Raw genomic sequence first — 19029 nt, forward strand, 5'->3', positions numbered from 1 at the left:
GACAAGTGGGCGCCCACAGGGCGGGAGGGTTCCACAAGGGGTGAGGGTTGTGGATAACCTCAGCCTGTGGATAACTTGCCGGCGGCACCCACCAAGGGCTCGAAAATCCTGCGGGCGGATGCCATGCACACGCCCTGACCTGCAAATTGTGGATAACTTCCGGCTGTGCACGGTCGACTGCCATCCTGTGGATAAACCTGTGCACAACGTGTGGACAACTGCGAGAACCTGTGGATACCCGGAGGTAGTCAAAGCCTTGGCGACCCACCGGCGAACGAGTTGTCCACAGGGTGGTTCCGGACGAGAAGTCCGGTTTCCCATCGGAGGTCCTGCCCCGACACCTCCCCCAGGGGAGGACAATGGAAGCAGTGGCCCCCGGACCCACGCACGGAAGTGACACGCAACACCCACTCCCCCGTCCCCTCAACGCCTCCGAGCAACCCACCCGAATAGATTCGCATCGAAGGGACAGCAACCATGGCAGGTCACCTTGGCTGACGCACAGGTCAACCTCGCAATGGTCTGGTCGAGCGTGTTGGACGGGATCGACAACGACGCCCTCCCCGCCCACCAGCGCGCCTGGCTGCCTCAAACCCGTCCACTGGGCCTGATCGAGGACACCGCACTGATCGCGGCGCCCAACGAGTTCACGAAGAAGGTCCTGGAGAGCCGTCTCTACCCGGCGATCAGCAAGGCGCTCTCCGCACACCTGGGGCGGGAGATCCGGGTCGCGGTGACCGTCGACCCCACCGCCGTGCCCACTCCGCCTCCGACCCCGACCTCCCCGGGCCACTATGGCGGCCCGGACCGGTTCCCCGTGGGCCGGGACCAGCCCCGACCCACCCCCGGTCCCCCGCCGTCGAACCCGAACCCGCAGCAGGGACCGCAGGCTTACCAAGAGCCCCGCGGACAGCACGCGCGGCCGGCCTCACCACACCCGGCCGAGGCGCTGGGCGCCCACACTCCCGGCCAGGGCACCGAGCAGGCCGACCTGCTCGGCTCGGACCAGCCGCGTGTAGGCCCCCTATACGACCCCGCACCCGAAGCCTGGGCGGCCACAGCCACCGGTGAGCCCCGGCGGCAGGAGTACCCGGCGCGGCATCATGGCGTACCCCCGGCCGCCCCCGGACCCGACTCCCCGCCGGCGGCCGCTTCTCCCGTGTCCGAGGGCCACACGGAACCGGCCGCCGGGCCCCCCGCGTCCTGGGGTTCCTCCAGCGGCTGGCCCACCCAGGAACAGCTGTGGCAACAGCAGGGGTGGGGTGAGGCCGGCTGGGAGCAGCCCAACCGCTGGGAGACCCCGGCTCAGGAGGCCCCCGTCGCCCCGGAACCGGCCGATCTCCCCACCGCCCCGGCCCCCGAGCCGACACCTTCCGCGGCTCCACGCCCGGAGGGTTCCGAGAAGTCCGCCGAACCTGCACCCGCGCCGCCCGAGAGGGACCTCACAGCCTCCCCGAAGTCTCCGCCGGGGCGGTCCCCCGAGATCCCACCGGGTGACTACGCGCGCCTGAACCCGAAGTACACCTTCGACACCTTCGTCATAGGGTCCAGCAACCGGTTCGCGCACGCGGCTTCGGTGGCCGCGGCGGAGGCACCCGCCAAGGCGTACAACCCGCTGTTCATCCACGGCGGTTCCGGGCTGGGCAAGACCCACCTGCTGCACGCCATCGGCCACTACACCCACCGGCTCTACGAGGGCTCGCGGGTGCGCTACGTCAGCTCCGAGGAGTTCACCAACGAGTTCATCAACTCGATCCGGGACGGCAAGGCGGACGGGTTCCGTCGCCGTTACCGGGACATCGACGTGCTCCTGGTGGACGACATCCAGTTCCTGGAGAACAAGGAGCAGACGCAGGAGGAGTTCTTCCACACCTTCAACACGCTGCACAACTCCGACAAGCAGATCGTCATCTCCAGCGATCGTCCGCCCAAGCAGCTGACGACGTTGGAGGACCGGATGCGCAGCCGGTTCGAGTGGGGACTGCTCACCGACGTCCAGCCCCCCGAGCTGGAGACGCGCATCGCCATCCTGCGGAAGAAGGCCGCGCAGGAGGGGTTGGCGGCGCCGCCGGAGGTGCTGGAGTTCATCGCCAGCAAGATCTCGACCAACATCCGCGAGCTAGAGGGCGCGCTGATCCGCGTCACCGCCTTCGCCAGCCTCAACCGGCAGTCGGTCGACCTGGACCTGACCGGACAGGTACTGCGTGACCTGGTGCCCAACAGCGAGGTCCCCGAGATCACGGCGAGCTCGATCATGTCCCAGACCGCCGCCTACTTCGGGTTGAGTCTGGAGGACCTGTGCGGGACCTCGCGTTCGCGGGTGCTGGTGACGGCCCGACAGATCGCGATGTACCTGTGCCGTGAGCTGACGGACCTGTCGCTGCCCAAGATCGGCCAGCAGTTCGGCCGAGACCACACCACCGTCATGCACGCGGACCGCAAGGTCCGGGCCCTGATGGCCGAGCGCCGGTCGATCTACAACCAGGTGCACGAGCTCACCAGCCGGATCAAGGACCAGCCCACGCTGACCTGACCGCCTGGCGACGTGTCAACAAGGGGACACGTGCATAAGGAGAGAAGAGGGGTACCGCCGAGCGGTGCCCCTCTTCTCTCGTTCGTGCCCGCCCCGGCACGCCGTCGACCTGTCGACCCGTGCACAGGTCGACAGGTCGACTCGACGAGCCCGCTTCCGGGCGATCCACAGCCTCCACGGCCCCAAGGAAGCGCCCCACAGAGTTATCCACAGGCTTGTGCGGGGATATCGCCGATCACGAGTGATAGGCGCGTGTCGTACCAGAGCCGTGGTGTCCGTGCCCGAAGTCGACCGTTCGCCCTGCTTTCCAGGGCCTTCGCCGACTGTCGGACCCCTCACAGTGGTGCCGGCCAGGATCACGCACGCACCGTGACAACGAGCGATGAACAGAACTTCGGGAGGGCCTGTGGATAACCCTGTGTACAGAGTCTTTGCCCAGGTTCGCGCGTTATGTGAGTGGGCCCCAAAACTTTTTTCGCTGACTTTTCCCGAAGTTATCCACAGGAGGGGGCCGAAATCTGTGGACAACGCTGTGGATAACCTGTGGACAACCCCTCTGAGCCTGTGGGTAACCCGGGGTAGCCCTGTGGACATGAGAACCCGTCATCGGATCATCGAACCACCGGCTGCTGTGTACAACTTGGGGAAAACCTGTGGATGAAGCTGTGGACGGGGTGTGGAAAAACTAGGGGCTCCGATTTTCGTCCACAGCCGAGCCGAGTTACACACAGGGTCATCCACAGGTCCTGTGGACAAAAATCTCCGGAGTGACCTGCGAAAACAAGGGTTATCCACATTATCCACAGGCCCTACTACTACTACGCACCTTCCTTAGCTCAAATGTGGCTTCAAAACCGCTCCGCGAAAAATCTGTGGACAACGCCCCGAGATCGAGGTGACGGCGGTCCGGTCCCGAGCCGGCAGCGACAGCGGAGGAATCCGGGTAACGTGTGTTCTCGCCCCTGTCCTGCGCCGCTCTCGATCTGAGCGGTGACCCCAACGGGATCCGAGGCGGCTCCACGTGGCTCGGACCTGCGCCTCACGCCGGTTCGTCCACACCCTGTCGACGGAGCCCCCGGTAGACCCAAGAGACACCCACGAGCTGCAACGTTGAGGCTGCGACCGATCCAACGGTCGTGCGGAAAGTGAGTCGGAAAGTGAAGTTCCGGGTCGAACGCGACGTACTGGCCGACGCTGTCGCCTGGACGGCGCGCACACTGCCGACACGCCCCTCGGTGCCGGTTCTGGCCGGCATCCTCCTCGATGCCGGGGAGACCGATGGCCGTCAGCGGGTCCGCCTGTCCGGGTTCGACTACGAGGTCTCCACCCAGGTCTCCGTGGACGTCGACATCGAGGAGGCCGGGCAGACCCTGGTCCCCGGTCGACTCCTCGCCGAGATCACCCGAAACCTTCCTCCACAGACCGTGGAGATCGCGACCGACGGTCCCAAGGTCGTCGTGACGTGCGGCAGCGCGAAGTTCACCCTGAACACCATGCCGGTGGAGGACTACCCCTCGCTTCCGGAGATGCCCGGTGTCAGCGGAACGATCGGCAGCGACGTCTTCGCCGCCGCGGTGAGTCAGGTGGCCATCGCCGCCGGTCGTGACGACACGCTTCCGATGCTCACCGGCGTTCGGGTCGAGATCGAGGGCGAGACCATCACGCTCGCCTCCACCGACCGCTACCGACTCGCCGTGCGTGAACTGACCTGGAAGCCCGCGAACCCGGAACTCTCCGCGGTCGCCCTCGTTCCGGCCAAGACCCTGCACGACACCGCCAAGTCCCTCACCTCGGGCGCCGAGGTCTCCATCGCGTTGTCCGACGGTGACAGCGGTGAGGGCATGATGGGCTTCGAAGGCGGTGGTCGTCGCACCACCACCCGTCTGCTGGACGGTGAGTTCCCCAAGTACCGCGCGCTGCTTCCGGACACCTTCAACACGGTGGCCGAGGTCGGGCGAGCCGAGTTCGTCGAGGCGGTCAAGCGCGTCTCCCTGGTCGCCGAGCGCAACACGCCGCTCCGCCTGGCCTTCTCCCAGGGCGCCCTGGTCCTGGAGGCCGGAACCGGCGAGGACGCACAGGCTGTGGAAACCCTCGAAGCCGACCTGGACGGCGAGGACATCCAGATCGCCTTCAACTCCGGCTACCTGCTGGACGGTCTCGGCGCCATCGGCACCGACGTGGCCCGTCTGCACTTCACCACCTCGACCAAGCCGGCGATCCTCACCGGCAAGCCGGCCGAGGAGGGTGGCGCCCCCGAATATCGCTACCTGATCATGCCGGTGCGCCTGTCCGGCTGACGGATCCGGCAGACTCGAAGACCGATGTCCGCCGGCCGGGCCGTGGCCCCGTCCACTCCCCGGCCGGTCGGCTTCCACGTGTCCAGCAGGTGTCCAAGGGGGAGCCCAAACATGCAACTCGGAATGATCGGCCTCGGCAAGATGGGCGGCAACATGGCCGCCCGACTGCGGGAGAAAGGGCACGACGTCGTCGGCTACGACGCCTCCCCCGGTGAACGCGACGTGGAGAGCCTGGAGGCCCTCGTCGACCGACTCCAGGCGCCACGGGTCGTCTGGGTCATGGTTCCGGCCGGGGCCCCGACCACGGGCACCATCGAGAAGCTGGGCGAACTCCTCTCCGAGGGCGACATCGTCATCGAGGGCGGCAACACCCACTACGTGGACGACGCTCCTCGCGCCGAGGCGCTGAACGCCAAGGGCATCGGATACGTCGACGCCGGTGTCAGCGGTGGCGTGTGGGGACGCCAGAACGGCTACGGGATCATGGTCGGCGGCCGTGAGGAGGACGTGGCGCGTCTGCGTCCCATCTTCGACTCCCTCACCCCCGACGACGGCGGCGGCTTCGTGCACGCTGGGGCGGTCGGCGCCGGACACTTCGTGAAGATGGTCCACAACGGCATCGAGTACGGCATGATGCAGTCCTTCGCCGAGGGCTACGAACTGATGGTCGCCTCGGGGATCGTCAAGGACGTCCCCGGCACCTTCGAGAGCTGGCGAGAGGGCACCGTCGTCCGTTCCTGGCTGCTGGACCTGCTCGGTCGCGCCCTGGAGCAGGACCCGGACCTGTCGGAGCTGCGCGGCTACGTGCAGGACTCCGGCGAGGGACGCTGGACCGTGCAGGCCGCCGTGGACCTCGCGGTCCCGGCCCCGGCCATCACCGCCTCGCTCTTCGCACGCTTCGCCTCCCGGCAGGAGGACAGCGAAGCCATGAAGGTCGTCTCCGCGCTGCGCAATCAGTTCGGGGGCCACGCCGTCACCAAGTCCACCGACTCCGGCGGCGAACAACAGGACTGACCCCCTGACTCCTTCGGGGCGGCAGGGCCCGGCCCGTGCCGCCCCGCACCCTTTCCCTTCCATCACCCAGCTCCCTCGCTCCAGGAGGAAGGCCGGATGTACGTTTCCCACCTGCAACTGGCCGACTTCAGGTCGTATGAATCGGCCCTGTTGGAACTCGAACCGGGGGTGAGCGTCTTCGTCGGTTCCAACGGCCAGGGCAAGACGAACCTGGTCGAGGCGATCGGTTACGTCGCGACCTTGGCCAGTCATCGGGTCTCCTCCGACACTCCGCTGGTCCGCATGGGGGCGGAACGGGCGATCGTCAGCACCCGGGTCATGCGGGACGGGCGTGACATGCTCGTCGACCTGGAGATCAACCCGGGCAGGGCCAACCGCGCTCGGGTGAACCGAGGGGCGGCGGGCCGGCCCCGGGACATCCTCGGCATCCTGCGCAGTGTGCTGTTCGCGCCCGAGGACCTTGCCCTGGTCAAGGGTGATCCCGGAGAGCGCCGCCGTTTCCTCGACGACCTCCTGGTGGCCCGCGCCCCGCGTATGGCCGGGGTGCGTTCGGACTACGAACGGGTGCTCAAGCAGCGCAACGCCCTGTTGAAGTCGGCGTCGGCGCGGTTGCGCCGGCGGGCGACCCCGGATCTGAGCACCCTGGAGGTGTGGGATTCCCACCTGGCCGAGACCGGGGCGGAACTGTTGGCCGCCCGGTTGGGGCTGGTCGAGGAACTGCGCCCGTTGGTGGCGAAGAACTACGCGGGGCTGACCGAATCGGGTGGGCCGGCCGTACCCACCTACCGTTCCTCGGCCGTCGAGGAGGGGGGCGAGTTGCCGCGCGACCGTCCACGGCTCGTGGACACCCTGCTCTCCGCCTTGGCCGCGGCCAGGGAGCGCGAGCTCCAGCGGGGGGTCGGTCTGGTGGGTCCACACCGGGACGAGCTCCACCTGCGGCTCGGTGAGTTGCCCGCCAAGGGGTACGCCAGTCAGGGGGAGTCGTGGTCGTACGCGCTGGCGTTCAAGCTGTCGGCGTTCGACCTGCTCAGGGCCGACGGCGACGACCCGGTCCTGATCCTGGACGACGTGTTCGCCGAGCTCGACTCCGAACGGCGCCGTCGCCTTGCCGAGCGGGTGCGCGACGCCGAACAGGTTCTGGTGACCGCCGCGATCGGGACGGATATCCCCGAGGAACTCGATGGTGCGAGGTTCGGGGTGCGCCGGGGGGTGGTCGAGGGTGAGTGACCGTTATCCACAGCCTGTGGATCCGGGGTCCGGGCGCGGGGCGGAGGGGCCCGGCGGAGTCGGCGGTCGTCCACAGCCTGTGGACGGCGCGCCCTCCCCAACTCCCCCGGTGGCCTCCGGCGCGGATCTGGCCCGGCAGGCCCTCGCTCGGGCCAGGGCCGAGGCGCGGGAACGCGGTGCGGTCCCCCGCGGTGCCCCGAGGGCTCGAAGGCGTGGCCGATTGCGGTCACGGAACGAGCCCCAGTTGTTCGGGGACGCGGTCCGGACCTGGCTGATCGAGCATGGTTGGCAGGAGCAGGTGGCCGTCGGAGGGGTCTTCGGGCGCTGGGCCGACATCGTGGGCGATTTCAATGCCGAACATCTCCGCCCCGAAAGTTATTCGGAAGGTGAACTTGTCGTTGTCGCCGATTCACCGACGATGGCGGCTCACGCACGTGCGATGGTGCGGGATCTGATGCGACGCCTTAACGAGGAACTCGGGGACGGGTCCGTCATCACCATCAAGGTGAAGGGGCCGGGATCCCGGCGGAGATGACCCCATGACCAGGGTTTTCGGGGTGATTCGGGTGAGATGTGGTGCGGTGTTCGCCTTGGTCCCACCGGCGTCCCCTGGTCGCCGAACCGGGGAGGAGGGGGCCGTCGGCTCGCGGGAGGGCACTGAAGCGCGCCGGGACTTGTGTGTGGCCCCTCCCGTGTGTAGGGGCTCGGCTCCCGCCCCGATCGTTCGTTCTGGTGCGGCACAGCGCCGCCAATGCCACTTTGTCGCACCGGGCGGGGTATCATGGGGACGGTTCTTCAGACGCCTGTAGCCGGTACCACGCCCCCATGTAGAGGGTGGGCGGGCGGCCCGTGCGGTGAACGGTGATCCCCCGGGTCCGCGGTGCGCCGCCCCTTGTCGATCACCCTGCCGTGGGTTGACCGTCGTCCGTTCGGCCGCGGCCGACAGGCGTCCCCAGCAGGAGGGTGTTCCCACTTGGCCTACGACGCAGGATCAATCACGGTTCTCGAAGGGCTTGAGGCAGTACGCAAGCGTCCGGGTATGTACATCGGCTCCACCGGGGAGCGCGGTCTGCACCACCTGGTCTACGAGGTGGTCGACAACTCGGTCGACGAGGCGTTGGCAGGTCACGCCGACGCCATCGAAGTGACCCTGCTCGCTGACGGTGGGGTCAGGGTGGCCGACAACGGCCGCGGTATCCCGGTCGGCATCCACCCCGTGGAGAAGCGCCCGGCCGTGGAGGTCGTCCTCACCACGCTGCACGCGGGCGGAAAGTTCGACGGCAAGTCCTACGCGGTCTCCGGCGGTCTGCACGGTGTCGGTGTATCCGTCGTCAACGCGCTGTCCACGGCACTGGACGTGGAGATCCGCACGGACGGGCACGTGTGGCGGCAGCACTACGAGATGACCGCTCCCACCGGCGACATCGTCAAGGGTGAGGCGACCGAGGAGACCGGTACCCAGCTCACCTTCTGGGCCGACGGTTCCATCTTCGAGACCACCGTCTACTCGTTCGAGACGCTCTCCCGTCGACTGCAGGAGATGGCCTTCCTCAACAAGGGGCTCGCCATCACCCTCCGGGACGAGCGCCCCGAGTTCACCGATGACGGCCCCGTCGTGCAGACCTACCACTACGAGCAGGGTCTGGCCGACTTCGTCGACTACATCAACGCCAAGAAGGAGCCGGCGCACGCGTCGATCATCTCCTTCGAGGAGGACGGCGATGGCATCTCCGTGGAGATCGCCATGCAGTGGAACCAGTCCTACACCTCGTCGGTGCACACCTTCGCCAACACCATCAACACGACCGAGGGCGGTACCCACGAAGAGGGTTTCCGCTCCGCGCTCACGACTCTGGTCAACCGGTACGCCCGGGACCAGAGGCTGTTGCGGGAGAAAGAGGACAACCTCACCGGCGACGACATCCGTGAGGGTCTGACCGCGATCATCTCGGTCAAGCTCGCCGACCCGCAGTTCGAGGGACAGACCAAGACGAAGCTCGGCAACACCGAGGCCAAGTCCTTCGTCCAGAAGGTCACCAACGAGCACCTGCGCGACTGGTTCGAGCGCAACCCCGGTGAGGCCAAGGACATCGTGTCCAAGGCCAGCCAGGCCGCCCGCGCCCGCGTGGCCGCCCGGCAGGCCCGCGACCTCACCCGTCGCAAGACCCTCCTGGAGACCACTTCCCTGCCGGGCAAGTTGTCGGACTGCCAGTCCACCAAGCCGGAGGAGTGCGAGCTCTACATCGTCGAGGGTGACTCCGCCGGTGGCTCCGCCAAGGGTGGTCGCAACCCGCACAACCAGGCCATCCTGCCCATCCGGGGCAAGATCCTGAACGTGGAGAAGTCCCGGATCGACCGGATCCTCAAGAACCAGGAGGTCCAGGCGATCATCACCGCCCTGGGCACCGGTATCCACGAGGACTTCGACCAGGAGAAGCTCCGCTACCACAAGATCGTCCTCATGGCCGACGCCGACGTCGACGGTCAGCACATCCGCACCCTGCTGCTGACGTTGCTGTTCCGTTTCATGAAGCCGCTGGTCGAGGCCGGGAACGTCTACCTGGCCGCGCCCCCGCTCTACAAGATCAAGTGGGACCAGAAGGGGTCGGACGCGAGCTACGCCTTCTCCGACGCGGAACGCGACCGCGTCATCGAGGAGGGCATCGCCGCCGGCAAGAGGGACCCGCGCCCGCGCGACATGGTGCAGCGCTTCAAGGGTCTGGGCGAGATGAACGCCAACGAGCTGTGGGACACCACGATGGACCCCGACAGCCGAGTCCTGCTCCAGGTCACCCTGGAGGACGCGGCCCAGGCCGACGAGATGTTCAGCGTGCTGATGGGCGAAGACGTCGAGTCCCGGCGCTCCTTCATTCAGCGCAATGCCAAGGACGTCCGTTTCCTGGACATCTAGGTCCTCTCCGTTCCACTCGCTTCAGCAAGCTTAGAAGGGATCGACATCCGTGACGGATGCGAATAACCCCGACGCCCCTGAGGGCGGCTCCCCCATGGAGTCCCCGCAACGTGTGACGGACCGGATCGAGCCCGTCGACATCCAGGTCGAGATGCAGCGCAGCTATCTCGACTACGCGATGTCCGTCATCGTCGGCCGCGCCCTCCCCGACGTCCGGGACGGCCTCAAGCCGGTCCACCAGCGCGTCCTGTACGCCATGTACGACGGCGGATACCGCCCCGACCGCGGCTACTTCAAGTGTGCCCGCGTCGTCGGTGACGTGATGGGTAACTACCACCCGCACGGCGACAGCGCCATCTACGACACCCTGGTCCGTCTGGCCCAGTGGTGGTCGATGCGGATGCCCCTGGTCGACCCGAACGGCAACTTCGGTTCGCCGGGCAACGACCCGGCCGCCGCCATGCGCTACACGGAGAGCAAGCTCGCTCCGCTGGCCATGGAGATGCTCCGGGACATCGACAAGGAGACCGTCGACTTCCGGCCCAACTACGACGGTCGTTCCTCGGAGCCCGTCGTCCTGCCGGCCCGCTTCCCGAACCTCCTGGTCAACGGCTCCTCGGGTATCGCGGTCGGTATGGCGACCAACATCCCGCCGCACAACCTGCGCGAGATCGCCGAGGGAGTCTACTGGTACCTGGACAACCCCGAGGCCGACGACGAGCGACTGCTCGACGAGCTGATGGCCCGGGTCAAGGGCCCCGACTTCCCGACCCGCGGCCTCATCGTGGGCAAGCGCGGCATCGAGGAGGCGTACCGCACCGGGCGCGGCTCCATCACGATGCGCGCCGTGGTCGAGGTCGAGGAGGACAGCCGCGGTCGCCAGATCCTGGTGATCACCGAGCTGCCCTACCAGGTCAACCCGGACAACCTCGCGCTGAAGATCGCCGACCTGGTCAAGGACGGCAAGGTCAACGGCATCGCCGACGTGCGCGACGAGTCCAGTGGTCGTACCGGTCAGCGTCTGGTCATCGTGCTCAAGCGCGACGCCGTGGCCAAGGTCGTGCTGAACAACCTGTACAAGCACACCCAGCTCCAGGAGACCTTCGGCGCCAACATGCTGGCGCTGGTCGATGGTGTGCCGCGCACCCTGCGCCTGGACCAGATGATCCGCCACTGGGTCAAGCACCAGGTCGAGGTCATCGTCCGTCGGACGAAGTACCTGCTGCGCAAGGCCGAGGAGCGGGCGCACATCCTGCGTGCGCTGCTGCGGGCCATGGACCGCATCGACGAGGTCATCAACCTCATCCGGGCCAGCCCCTCGGCCGACGAGGCGCGTACCGGCCTGATGGGTCTGCTGGAGATCGACGACATCCAGGCCCGGGCCATCCTCGACATGCAGCTGCGCAAGCTCGCCGCCTTGGAGCGCAACGCTCTGACCGCCGAGTACGACGAGCTGATGGCGCTCATCGCCGACTACAACGACATCCTCGGTTCGGAGGAGCGCCAGCGCTCGATCATCCGCGAGGAGCTCGGCGAGATCGTCGAGAAGTACGGCGACGAGCGACGCACGCACATCATCCCGTTCGAGGGTGACATGCGCATGGAGGACTTCATCGCCGAGGAGGACGTGGTCGTCACGATCTCCCGCGGTGGATACGCCAAGCGCACCCGCATCGACAACTACCGGGCGCAGAAGCGCGGCGGTAAGGGTGTACGCGGTGCCCAGCTCAAGCAGGACGACATCGTCCAGCACTTCTTCGTCACCACCACCCACCACTGGATCCTCTGCTTCACGAACCAGGGTCGGGTGTACCGGACGAAGGCCTACGAGCTGCCGGAGGCCGCACGCGACGCGCGCGGTCAGCACGTCGCGAACCTGCTGCCGTTCCAGCCGGGCGAGGAGATCGCGCAGATCATGGCGCTGCGCGACTACGAGGCGGCGCCGTACCTGGTGCTGGCCACCCGCGAGGGTCTGGTCAAGAAGTCGCGTCTGGCGGACTTCGACTCCGCTCGTTCGGCCGGCATCATCGCGATCAACCTGCGCGAGGACGACGAGCTCATCGCCGCCCGTCTGGTCTTCTCCGAGGACGACCTGCTGCTGATCTCCAGCGACGCCCAGGCGATCCGCTTCTCGGCCTCCGACGAGTCGCTGCGTCCCATGGGTCGCGCCACCAGTGGTGTGATCGGCATGCGCTTCCTGGAGGGCGACTACCTGCTGTCCATGGACGTCATCCGGCCCGGTGACGGTTCGACCGACGTCCTGGTCGCCACCGAGAACGGGTACGCCAAGCGGACCCTCTCGGAGCAGTACCCGACGCAGAACCGTGGCGGTAAGGGTGTGCTGACGGCCAAGGTCGTGGAGGCCCGCGGCAAGCTGGTCGGCGCCCTGATGGTGGACCCGGAGGTCGATGAGATCTTCGCGATCACCTCCGCCGGTGGTGTCATCCGCACCGGAGCCGGTGAGGTCAAGCAGTCCGGGCGTACCACCATGGGCGTCCGCCTGATGAACCTCGACAAGGGCAACAAGATCGTCGCCGTGGCCGCCAACGCGGAGGCCGCGGAAGAGGCGGAGGCCGAGGAGGTCGCGGACGCGGTCGAAGCGGCCGAGAACGCGAACGCCGACACGGGTGACGGTCAGGTCTCGGGTGAAGGAGACAACGAGGCCTAGACTGCGCGTTATACGCAGTACGTCCCGTGGGGTTCGTTTCGGCGGCCCCACGGGACCCACGGATCGATCCGTCCCAATGAAAGTCCAGCGGAAACGTTTCTATGTCTGAGAATCAGTCGAACACCAGCAGCAAAGATTCCGACGCGGCGGGTGTCGCAGGGGACTCGAACGTGGAGACGGCGGAACCGACCGCTGCGGACTCCTCGGAGACAACGGCCGAGCAGGAATCGGGGGGCGCCACAGTGAAGTCCGAGTCCACACCTGAGTCCACGCCGGAACCCGAGTCCGAGACTCCGTCCACGCCCGAGGAGCCCAAGGCGAGCCCCGGGCCGGCGAGCCCGACCGCCGTCAAGGCGACACTGGCGAGTCGGAAGGCCCACCTGACCGTCTCCAGGGTGGAGCCGTGGTCGGTCATGAAGTTCAGCTTCGTGGTCGCCCTCGTGTGCTTCATCATCCTGTTCGTCGCCGTCGCGGTGATCTACGCGGTCCTGTCGATGCTGGGTGTCTTCGACGAACTCACCAACATGATCAACGCTCTCCTGGAGGGCGACGGTGGCGACGACGAGTTGGGTCTGAACCCGGCCGCCTGGTTCTCCCCCGGCCGCGTCCTCGGTTACACCGGTGTCGTCGGTGCGCTGAACGTCGTGCTTCTGACCGCCCTGTCCACGGTGGGGGCGATGGTCTACAACCTGGTCGCGGACCTGGTCGGTGGCGTCGACGTCACCCTCTCCGAGGCCGAGTAGCCTTCGTTCGTCCGTCGGGCCCGGCTCTGCTGCTGAGAGCCGGGCCCGACGAACCTTCCGGATCGGTCCGAGCACTGTCGTGAACGGGCTAAAATGGGAGGTGAAGAGGGACGTGGTTCATCCCGCGTCACCTCTTTCGTGCCAGGAGGTCTCCGGTTCGCCCAGGCCCCCGGGATACGGTAGAGTTCCTGACGGAACGAGGGCGTATAGCTCAGTCGGTTAGAGCGCATCCCTGATAAGGATGAGGTCCCAGGTTCAAGTCCTGGTACGCCCACTCGATTTGTGCGGTTCAGAGCCTTGCTTCTCCATTCGGAGAGCAGGGCTCTTTCTGTTTCGACCGGTCATCTGACCGTGGAGCCCCACGCCCGACCCCTGCCGAGCCCGTGCTCCCCCGGTACTTGAGGGGTATCGACAGGACGCCAAGTCGACAACAGATCGAATCGCCATGTCGACCCGGCTCTGGCCGACGCTTCCCTCTTTGCCAGTGGCACGCCCAACAGCTCCAGGAGCTCCGCGGCGGCCACCCGGTAGCTCCCGCCATAGCGGAGTGGCCGTCACGGGAACGCGCCACTTCTGGCGAGCTCGGAGGCCACGACGGTTTGGCTGACCCTGACCGGAAGTTGATCAGCGTCCTGTCACAGACCGATCGCCGACTTGGGTCCCATGTAGGAACCGGCCCCGGGAAATCCGTCCTCGACCAAACGCGCGAAGCGTTCGCTGAATCCGAGGTGGGGTAGGTCCCCGGTCTTCACGAATTCCACTCCTCGGATCGGCCGCGAGTCGAGTCCTTCCGAGATGTCCCCCAGAGAACCACCCGTACGGCGAACCTCAAAGGTGATGTGCACGACGTGCACATCCTTTTCCGAGACGATGTGGTCGCACAGATACAACAGGCGCCCAACCTCGGCCTTGATCCCTGTCTCCTCGCGCATCTCGCGAACCAGGGCGTCACCGAGCGATTCGCCCTCCTCCACCCGTCCACCTGGCAAGCTCCACCTGCGTGGGCCGTCGGTGTCCTGGTCCAAGAGCAGTACTTTCCCGTCCTCGACAAGGAGGCCTGTCACTCGTGTGTCCATACCGGCACCCTAGAGAACGCAATGAGGCCATGGGGCCGACCGAGAACCAAGAGCGAACCGATGCGTGATCGCTGTCTCCGTCACACCCGGTGGGGAACACGACGATGACGACCCTGCCCGCGCGGGCAGGGTCGTCATCGTCGTGTCAGTCCTCGTCGTCAGCCTTCGACGCCGGCGTTCCGAGGCAGGCCCAGGCGTCCGCGGGTGCAGACCAGAAGGAACAGGGCGACCAGCAGGACCAGCCCGACCTCGATGGGCGAGGCCGGGGCGCCCACGGCCACACCCTTGAGTCCCGAGGCGACGTTGATCGCGGCGTGAGTGATCACCGCGGCGATCACCCCGCCTCGGGCCGAGTTGAACACGTAGCCGAGGACGACGGTGATCCCGAGGCACAGCAGGACGTACGAGGGGAAGTGGATGTTCGACTGGGAGGTGCCCTCCATGAAGAACAGCGGGGCGTGCCAGACGGCCCAGATGATCCCCAGCATCACGTTCGCGGCCAGGGGGCTGTGCGCTCCCTGGAGGCGCGGCAGGGCGAAGCCTCGCCAGCCGAGTTCCTCGTTGCCGCCACCGACCAGGGCGATGACCAGGAACTGGATCGGAACGGTCATCAGGGCCTGCCGAAGGGCGGCCTCGTCAAGGTCGGCCTGACCCAGGTAGACGGGCAGCGCCGCCGAGCCGGCGATGGCGAGAACGATCAGGACGGCGGCCGCGTAGGGCAGGAGTCCGCCTCTGCGGCGAAGGGAGTGGCGGCGGAAGAGCGCGCCCACCCCCTGGCGGCCCTGGGTGGCCGCGGTGACGATGATCGCGGCCACCATCGGGCCGAAGGCCCCGATGACGACGGCCGGCATCGGGTCGGCGCCGGGGAACAGGCGAGGGAAGATCCACCAGGTCGTCCAGGAGAAGGCGAAGGCCAGGAGGAAGAAGACGCCGAGTCCGTGGGGGGCGACGACCGTCGTGCGTGACTGATCGGGGGTGGAGGGGGCGGAGGACAGGGGGTGCGTGGAGGAGCTCGTTGTTGCCATGCCCAGAAACATACACCGTTGGATAGATACATACAACGTAGGATTGCGGATATGCTGTCGAGCATGGCTGATACAGGATCCGAGCAGCAGTTCGAGAGCGTCTTCCAACGCTCGCCGCGCAAACGCCGTGCGAAGCCGGCACTGAGTAGGGACCGCATCGTCGGAGGGACCATCGCCCTACTCGACCGCGATGGGGCCTCGGCTCTCACCATGCGCAAGGTCGCCGCCGAACTGGAGGTGCACGCGACGAGTCTGTACTGGTACGTGGAGCGGCGTGAGGATCTGGTGGACCTGGCCGTGGACGAGATCCTCGCGGGGGCCGCCTCGGCTCTCCCCGGCGCGGACGTGCCCTGGGACCTCGCGATCAAGGAGGCCGCACGCCGCTTCTACATGGCCCTGACCGAGCATACGTGGGCCGCCGAGTTCGCCGGTTCGAGACCGTTGCTCGGCCCCAACGCGATCGCCCTGTCACGGCGGATCGTCGAGGCGATCCAGGGGTCCGGTGCCGACGAGGAGGGTCAGGCGGTCATGATCAGGGCGGTGTCGAACCAGATTCTCGGTGCGGCCACGTCGGCCGTGGCCATGCGGGTGGCCAAGACCGACCATCCCGAGGGTCACGAGGGCGCGGTCTCCGCCGCGGTGGCCAAGGCCGACGCCCTGGCGGTGGAGAACACCTACTTCGACCAGGCCCTGGACCTGATCCTGACGGGAGCCGAGGCACGACTCCGTGGGTGACCCTCGGGTCGTCATGTCGACAACGAGGCGCGTCGTCATGTCGACAAGTGTCCACGAACGCGTGGAGGGCCGGCCTCCGTGTGGTGGCCGGCCCGAACCGTTGGGAAGGAAACTCGACGGCTCTTGGCAATCGAGGGTGATGGAGATGGTGATGCTGCGGGGGATGGTGCTCGGTGCGTCGACACCCTCGTCCAGAGTGACGCTCATGTCCTCCTGAACGGCCTGGGCGCCGGCGGCTCAGATCCAGCCCGCCTCACGCGCCAGCTCGGCGGCCTCGTAACGGGTCTTGACGTCGAGTTTCTCCAGGATCCCCGATAGGTAGTTGCGCACGGTGCCGTTGGCCAGATGGAGCTTGGCGGCGATGTCCTTGGTGGTGGTGCTCTGGTCGACCTCGGCCAGGATGCTCAGCTCCCGCTCGCTCAGTGGACAGCTCGGCTCCGCCAGCGCGTCGGCCGCCAAGTAGGGGTCGACGTACCTGTCCCCCACCGCGACGCGCCTGAGGACGTTGGACAGGCTCTGGGCGGACGTGCTCTTGGCGATGAAGCCGGTCGCCCCCTCCTTCAACGCCCGCCGCAGCGTTCCCGGGTTGGCGTGGCGAGTGAGGATGACACAGCGCACGTTGGGGCAGTGCTTGCGCAGTCTTCCCAAGAGCACGAGTCCACCGTCGGGCATCTCGATGTCCAGCATGGCGATGTCCGGGCGCGACTCCAACGCGATCCTGAAGGCGTCGCCACCGTTGTCCGCCTGGCCGACCACCGTGATGTCGGGCTCCAGATCGAGCAGAGCCGCGATGGCCTCACGGGTCATCGCCTCGTCCTCGGCGAGCAGTACGCGAATCAGGTCTTCCTCCCCGGGAACGTCCTTGTGCGACGCCCTGTCGCACGGTAGGGCCATTATCGCCGCCACCTCGCGGAGCGTGCCAGAGAAGTCCCGGGGCGGTTCACGCGGGGGTGAACGGACCGGTGAGGTCCCGGGCGATGTCCACCACGTCCTGGTCGTGGAAGCCGGGCCCGTGGAACACGTGGTCCCCAGGAGTGCCTGGAACGGGGTGAGCGAGTCGGGTGCGCAGATGAGGAGGACGCCCTTCATACCGTCGACGCCTTCCTTGCCCGGGAATCGTTTGTACGATCGGTCCGCACGCCGACGTCACCCTTCAGGGAGCGGGCCCATGAGCGATCGCCGACGGCTCGACGAGGCCATCACCCCGGACGGTGTGGTCCTCCGTCACGTGCGCAGGAGCCACTACCTCACGATGATGTTCGTGGTGGTCGTCCCGGTGGTCACCCTGATCGCGGTCTTTCCCGGGACGCTCCGGGCCCTGTTCCTGGTGGCGCTGGTCGGTCTGTTCTTCCTGGTGCGCATCCTGACGTTCGACGTCCTGCCCTGGCGGCCCTCGCCGCCCTACCGGGCGGTCATCACGTGGACGCTGGTGCTGGTCTCGCTGGTGGCCACCTGGTTCGCGACGGAGTGGGTCGCCGTCCCCTGGATGTGGCTGCTGCTGCCGGGAACCGCGATCGCCGACGTGATCACGCTGTACCGGAACCGACTCGGTCCCTACTACGCGCTCTCCGTCGGGTTGGCGGCGGCGACCTGTGTGTACCTGGTGAAGGCGCAGGAGGCCGGAGCGGACAGCGGCCAGCAGGCCCTGCTCTCCTTCTTCGTCGTCATGTTCATCGGGTACTGGGAGGCGACCGGTCCCATGCTGTGGCAGCGCACCGTCAGCGCGGAGCGTGCGACGTTGCGGCTCGCGGTCGCCGAGGAGCGGCTGCGTCTGTCCGAGGACCTGCACGACATCCTGGGCCGGGCCCTGGAGGTCGTGGCGTTCAAGGGCGAACTCGCGGCACGGCTCGTCGAGGCGAAACCGGAGCGTGCCCGCACTGAGATGGAGGAGATCCAGTCGGTCGCGCGTGGTGCCGTACACGACGTACGGGAACTGGTGCGCAACCGTCGGGCCACCCACCTGCCCGAGGAGGTGCGCGCCGCCGAACGGCTGCTGCGATCGGCCTCCGTGCGCTGCGAGATCGAGGGCGACTTCGACGACGTGGACGAGCGATCGAGCGGGGTCTTCGGAAGCGTGATCCGCGAGTCGGTCACCAACATGCTGCGGCACGCGACCCCGACGACCTGCCTCATTCGCTGGTCGCGCGAGGGGGATCACCTGGAACTCACGGTGCGCAACGACGGGGTGCCGCCGGTGAACACCTCCTCCGAAGCCGACGAGGGCAGCGGCATCGTCGGCATGCGTCGACGTGTCGCCGAACACGGGGGCGAACTGACCGCCGAGGAGCATGACGGCACGTTCACCCTCGTGGCCCGGGTGCCGGCGGCGGTGACCGCTCGCCCGGCACGACGTCGGTGGTGAGCGACGGCGGTCGCTCTCCCAGGGACGACCCCAGAGCACGCGTGAGGAAGCAGAACTCCTCCACCGCCTGTGCCTCGCCGGCCGTCAGGGTCCCGGACCCGTGTCCGAGCCGGTGCCGTAGCGCGTAGAGCGCGACACCCGGTGGTTCCTCCGCGGACCCGATCAGCGGTCGGAGGTCGAGCGGTCGGCGCGTTGGGCGGAGATGACGACGACCACCCGACCGACGGAGTAGACCAGGATGGCCGCCATGCCGAGGATCTGGATCAACGGCCGGTCGGAGACGAACAGGTGGATGATGAGCCCGACGACACCGATGGTGATGAGCTGGACGAGGACCTCTTGGGCCACGCTCGTACCGGGCTTGAGGCCGGAGAGGGCGTACAGGAAGTTCATGGTCTTCTCCTTGTGGGTCCGATGGCTTCGGGGCGCCGTCCCCGG

At 67.3% G+C, this 19029-nt stretch carries 14 protein-coding genes and 1 tRNA gene; 11 read left to right on the forward strand and 4 right to left on the reverse strand.

The genetic code is table 11. The features are described from left to right. Positions 1-490 precede the first annotated feature (490 nt). The 9 genes from dnaA (at position 491) to ACWGKS_RS16615 (ending at position 13667) form a co-directional block, all read left to right on the forward strand. Entirely contained in the window at positions 491-2533 is a 2043-nt protein-coding gene (gene dnaA / locus ACWGKS_RS16575) for a chromosomal replication initiator protein DnaA (protein ID WP_452523067.1), read from the forward strand. Between the two features lie 1157 nt (positions 2534-3690). Further along, a complete protein-coding gene (dnaN, locus tag ACWGKS_RS16580; protein WP_452456201.1) occupies positions 3691-4830 on the forward strand; it encodes a DNA polymerase III subunit beta in 1140 nt (379 codons plus the stop codon). Between the two features lie 111 nt (positions 4831-4941). Next, the gene (gene gnd, locus ACWGKS_RS16585; RefSeq protein WP_358508671.1) at positions 4942-5844 is read left to right on the forward strand and encodes a phosphogluconate dehydrogenase (NAD(+)-dependent, decarboxylating); all 903 of its coding nucleotides are present in this window, start codon (positions 4942-4944) and stop codon (positions 5842-5844) included. 96 nt (positions 5845-5940) lie between these two features. After that, positions 5941-7071, forward strand: coding sequence for a DNA replication/repair protein RecF (gene recF / locus ACWGKS_RS16590; RefSeq protein ID WP_358508669.1), 1131 nt, complete (start codon positions 5941-5943; stop codon positions 7069-7071). A gap of 79 nt (positions 7072-7150) precedes the next feature. Then, the gene (locus tag ACWGKS_RS16595; protein WP_358508735.1) at positions 7151-7606 is read left to right on the forward strand and encodes a DUF721 domain-containing protein; all 456 of its coding nucleotides are present in this window, start codon (positions 7151-7153) and stop codon (positions 7604-7606) included. A 438-nt stretch (positions 7607-8044) separates the two neighbouring features. Then, a complete protein-coding gene (gene gyrB / locus ACWGKS_RS16600) occupies positions 8045-9982 on the forward strand; it encodes a DNA topoisomerase (ATP-hydrolyzing) subunit B (RefSeq protein ID WP_358508667.1) in 1938 nt (645 codons plus the stop codon). Between the two features lie 49 nt (positions 9983-10031). Further along, positions 10032-12650 carry a DNA gyrase subunit A gene (gyrA, locus tag ACWGKS_RS16605; RefSeq protein ID WP_358508665.1) on the forward strand — a complete coding sequence of 873 codons (2619 nt, stop codon included), beginning with the start codon at positions 10032-10034 and terminating at the stop codon, positions 12648-12650. 101 nt (positions 12651-12751) lie between these two features. Further along, the gene (locus ACWGKS_RS16610; protein WP_358508663.1) at positions 12752-13393 is read left to right on the forward strand and encodes a DUF3566 domain-containing protein; all 642 of its coding nucleotides are present in this window, start codon (positions 12752-12754) and stop codon (positions 13391-13393) included. A gap of 200 nt (positions 13394-13593) precedes the next feature. Continuing rightward, positions 13594-13667, forward strand: a tRNA-Ile gene (locus ACWGKS_RS16615). 361 nt (positions 13668-14028) lie between these two features. On the opposite strand, the gene ACWGKS_RS16620 is transcribed toward ACWGKS_RS16615, so the two are convergent. Continuing rightward, complete coding sequence (locus tag ACWGKS_RS16620; RefSeq protein ID WP_452456099.1) at positions 14029-14469, reverse strand: NUDIX domain-containing protein; 441 nt, start codon at positions 14467-14469, stop codon at positions 14029-14031. 158 nt (positions 14470-14627) lie between these two features. Beyond that, the gene (locus ACWGKS_RS16625; protein ID WP_358508659.1) at positions 14628-15506 is read right to left on the reverse strand and encodes a CPBP family intramembrane glutamic endopeptidase; all 879 of its coding nucleotides are present in this window, start codon (positions 15504-15506) and stop codon (positions 14628-14630) included. A 39-nt stretch (positions 15507-15545) separates the two neighbouring features. Here ACWGKS_RS16625 and ACWGKS_RS16630 point away from each other — a divergent pair, with 39 nt between their 5' ends. Beyond that, positions 15546-16229: a TetR/AcrR family transcriptional regulator C-terminal domain-containing protein gene (locus ACWGKS_RS16630; protein WP_358508658.1), complete on the forward strand. Its 684-nt coding sequence runs from the start codon at positions 15546-15548 to the stop codon at positions 16227-16229. A gap of 237 nt (positions 16230-16466) precedes the next feature. Here ACWGKS_RS16630 and ACWGKS_RS16635 read toward each other — a convergent pair whose 3' ends face one another. Beyond that, on the reverse strand, positions 16467-17123 hold the full coding sequence (locus ACWGKS_RS16635) for a response regulator transcription factor (RefSeq protein WP_358508657.1): 657 nt from the start codon (positions 17121-17123) through the stop codon (positions 16467-16469). A 274-nt stretch (positions 17124-17397) separates the two neighbouring features. Between ACWGKS_RS16635 and ACWGKS_RS16640 the strand changes: the two genes are divergently transcribed. Further along, complete coding sequence (locus ACWGKS_RS16640) at positions 17398-18591, forward strand: sensor histidine kinase (RefSeq protein WP_358508655.1); 1194 nt, start codon at positions 17398-17400, stop codon at positions 18589-18591. A 162-nt stretch (positions 18592-18753) separates the two neighbouring features. On the opposite strand, the gene ACWGKS_RS16645 is transcribed toward ACWGKS_RS16640, so the two are convergent. After that, positions 18754-18984 carry a hypothetical protein gene (locus ACWGKS_RS16645; protein WP_358508653.1) on the reverse strand — a complete coding sequence of 77 codons (231 nt, stop codon included), beginning with the start codon at positions 18982-18984 and terminating at the stop codon, positions 18754-18756. Positions 18985-19029 lie beyond the last annotated feature (45 nt).

The sequence above is a fragment of the Nocardiopsis sp. NPDC055879 genome (assembly GCF_053615935.1).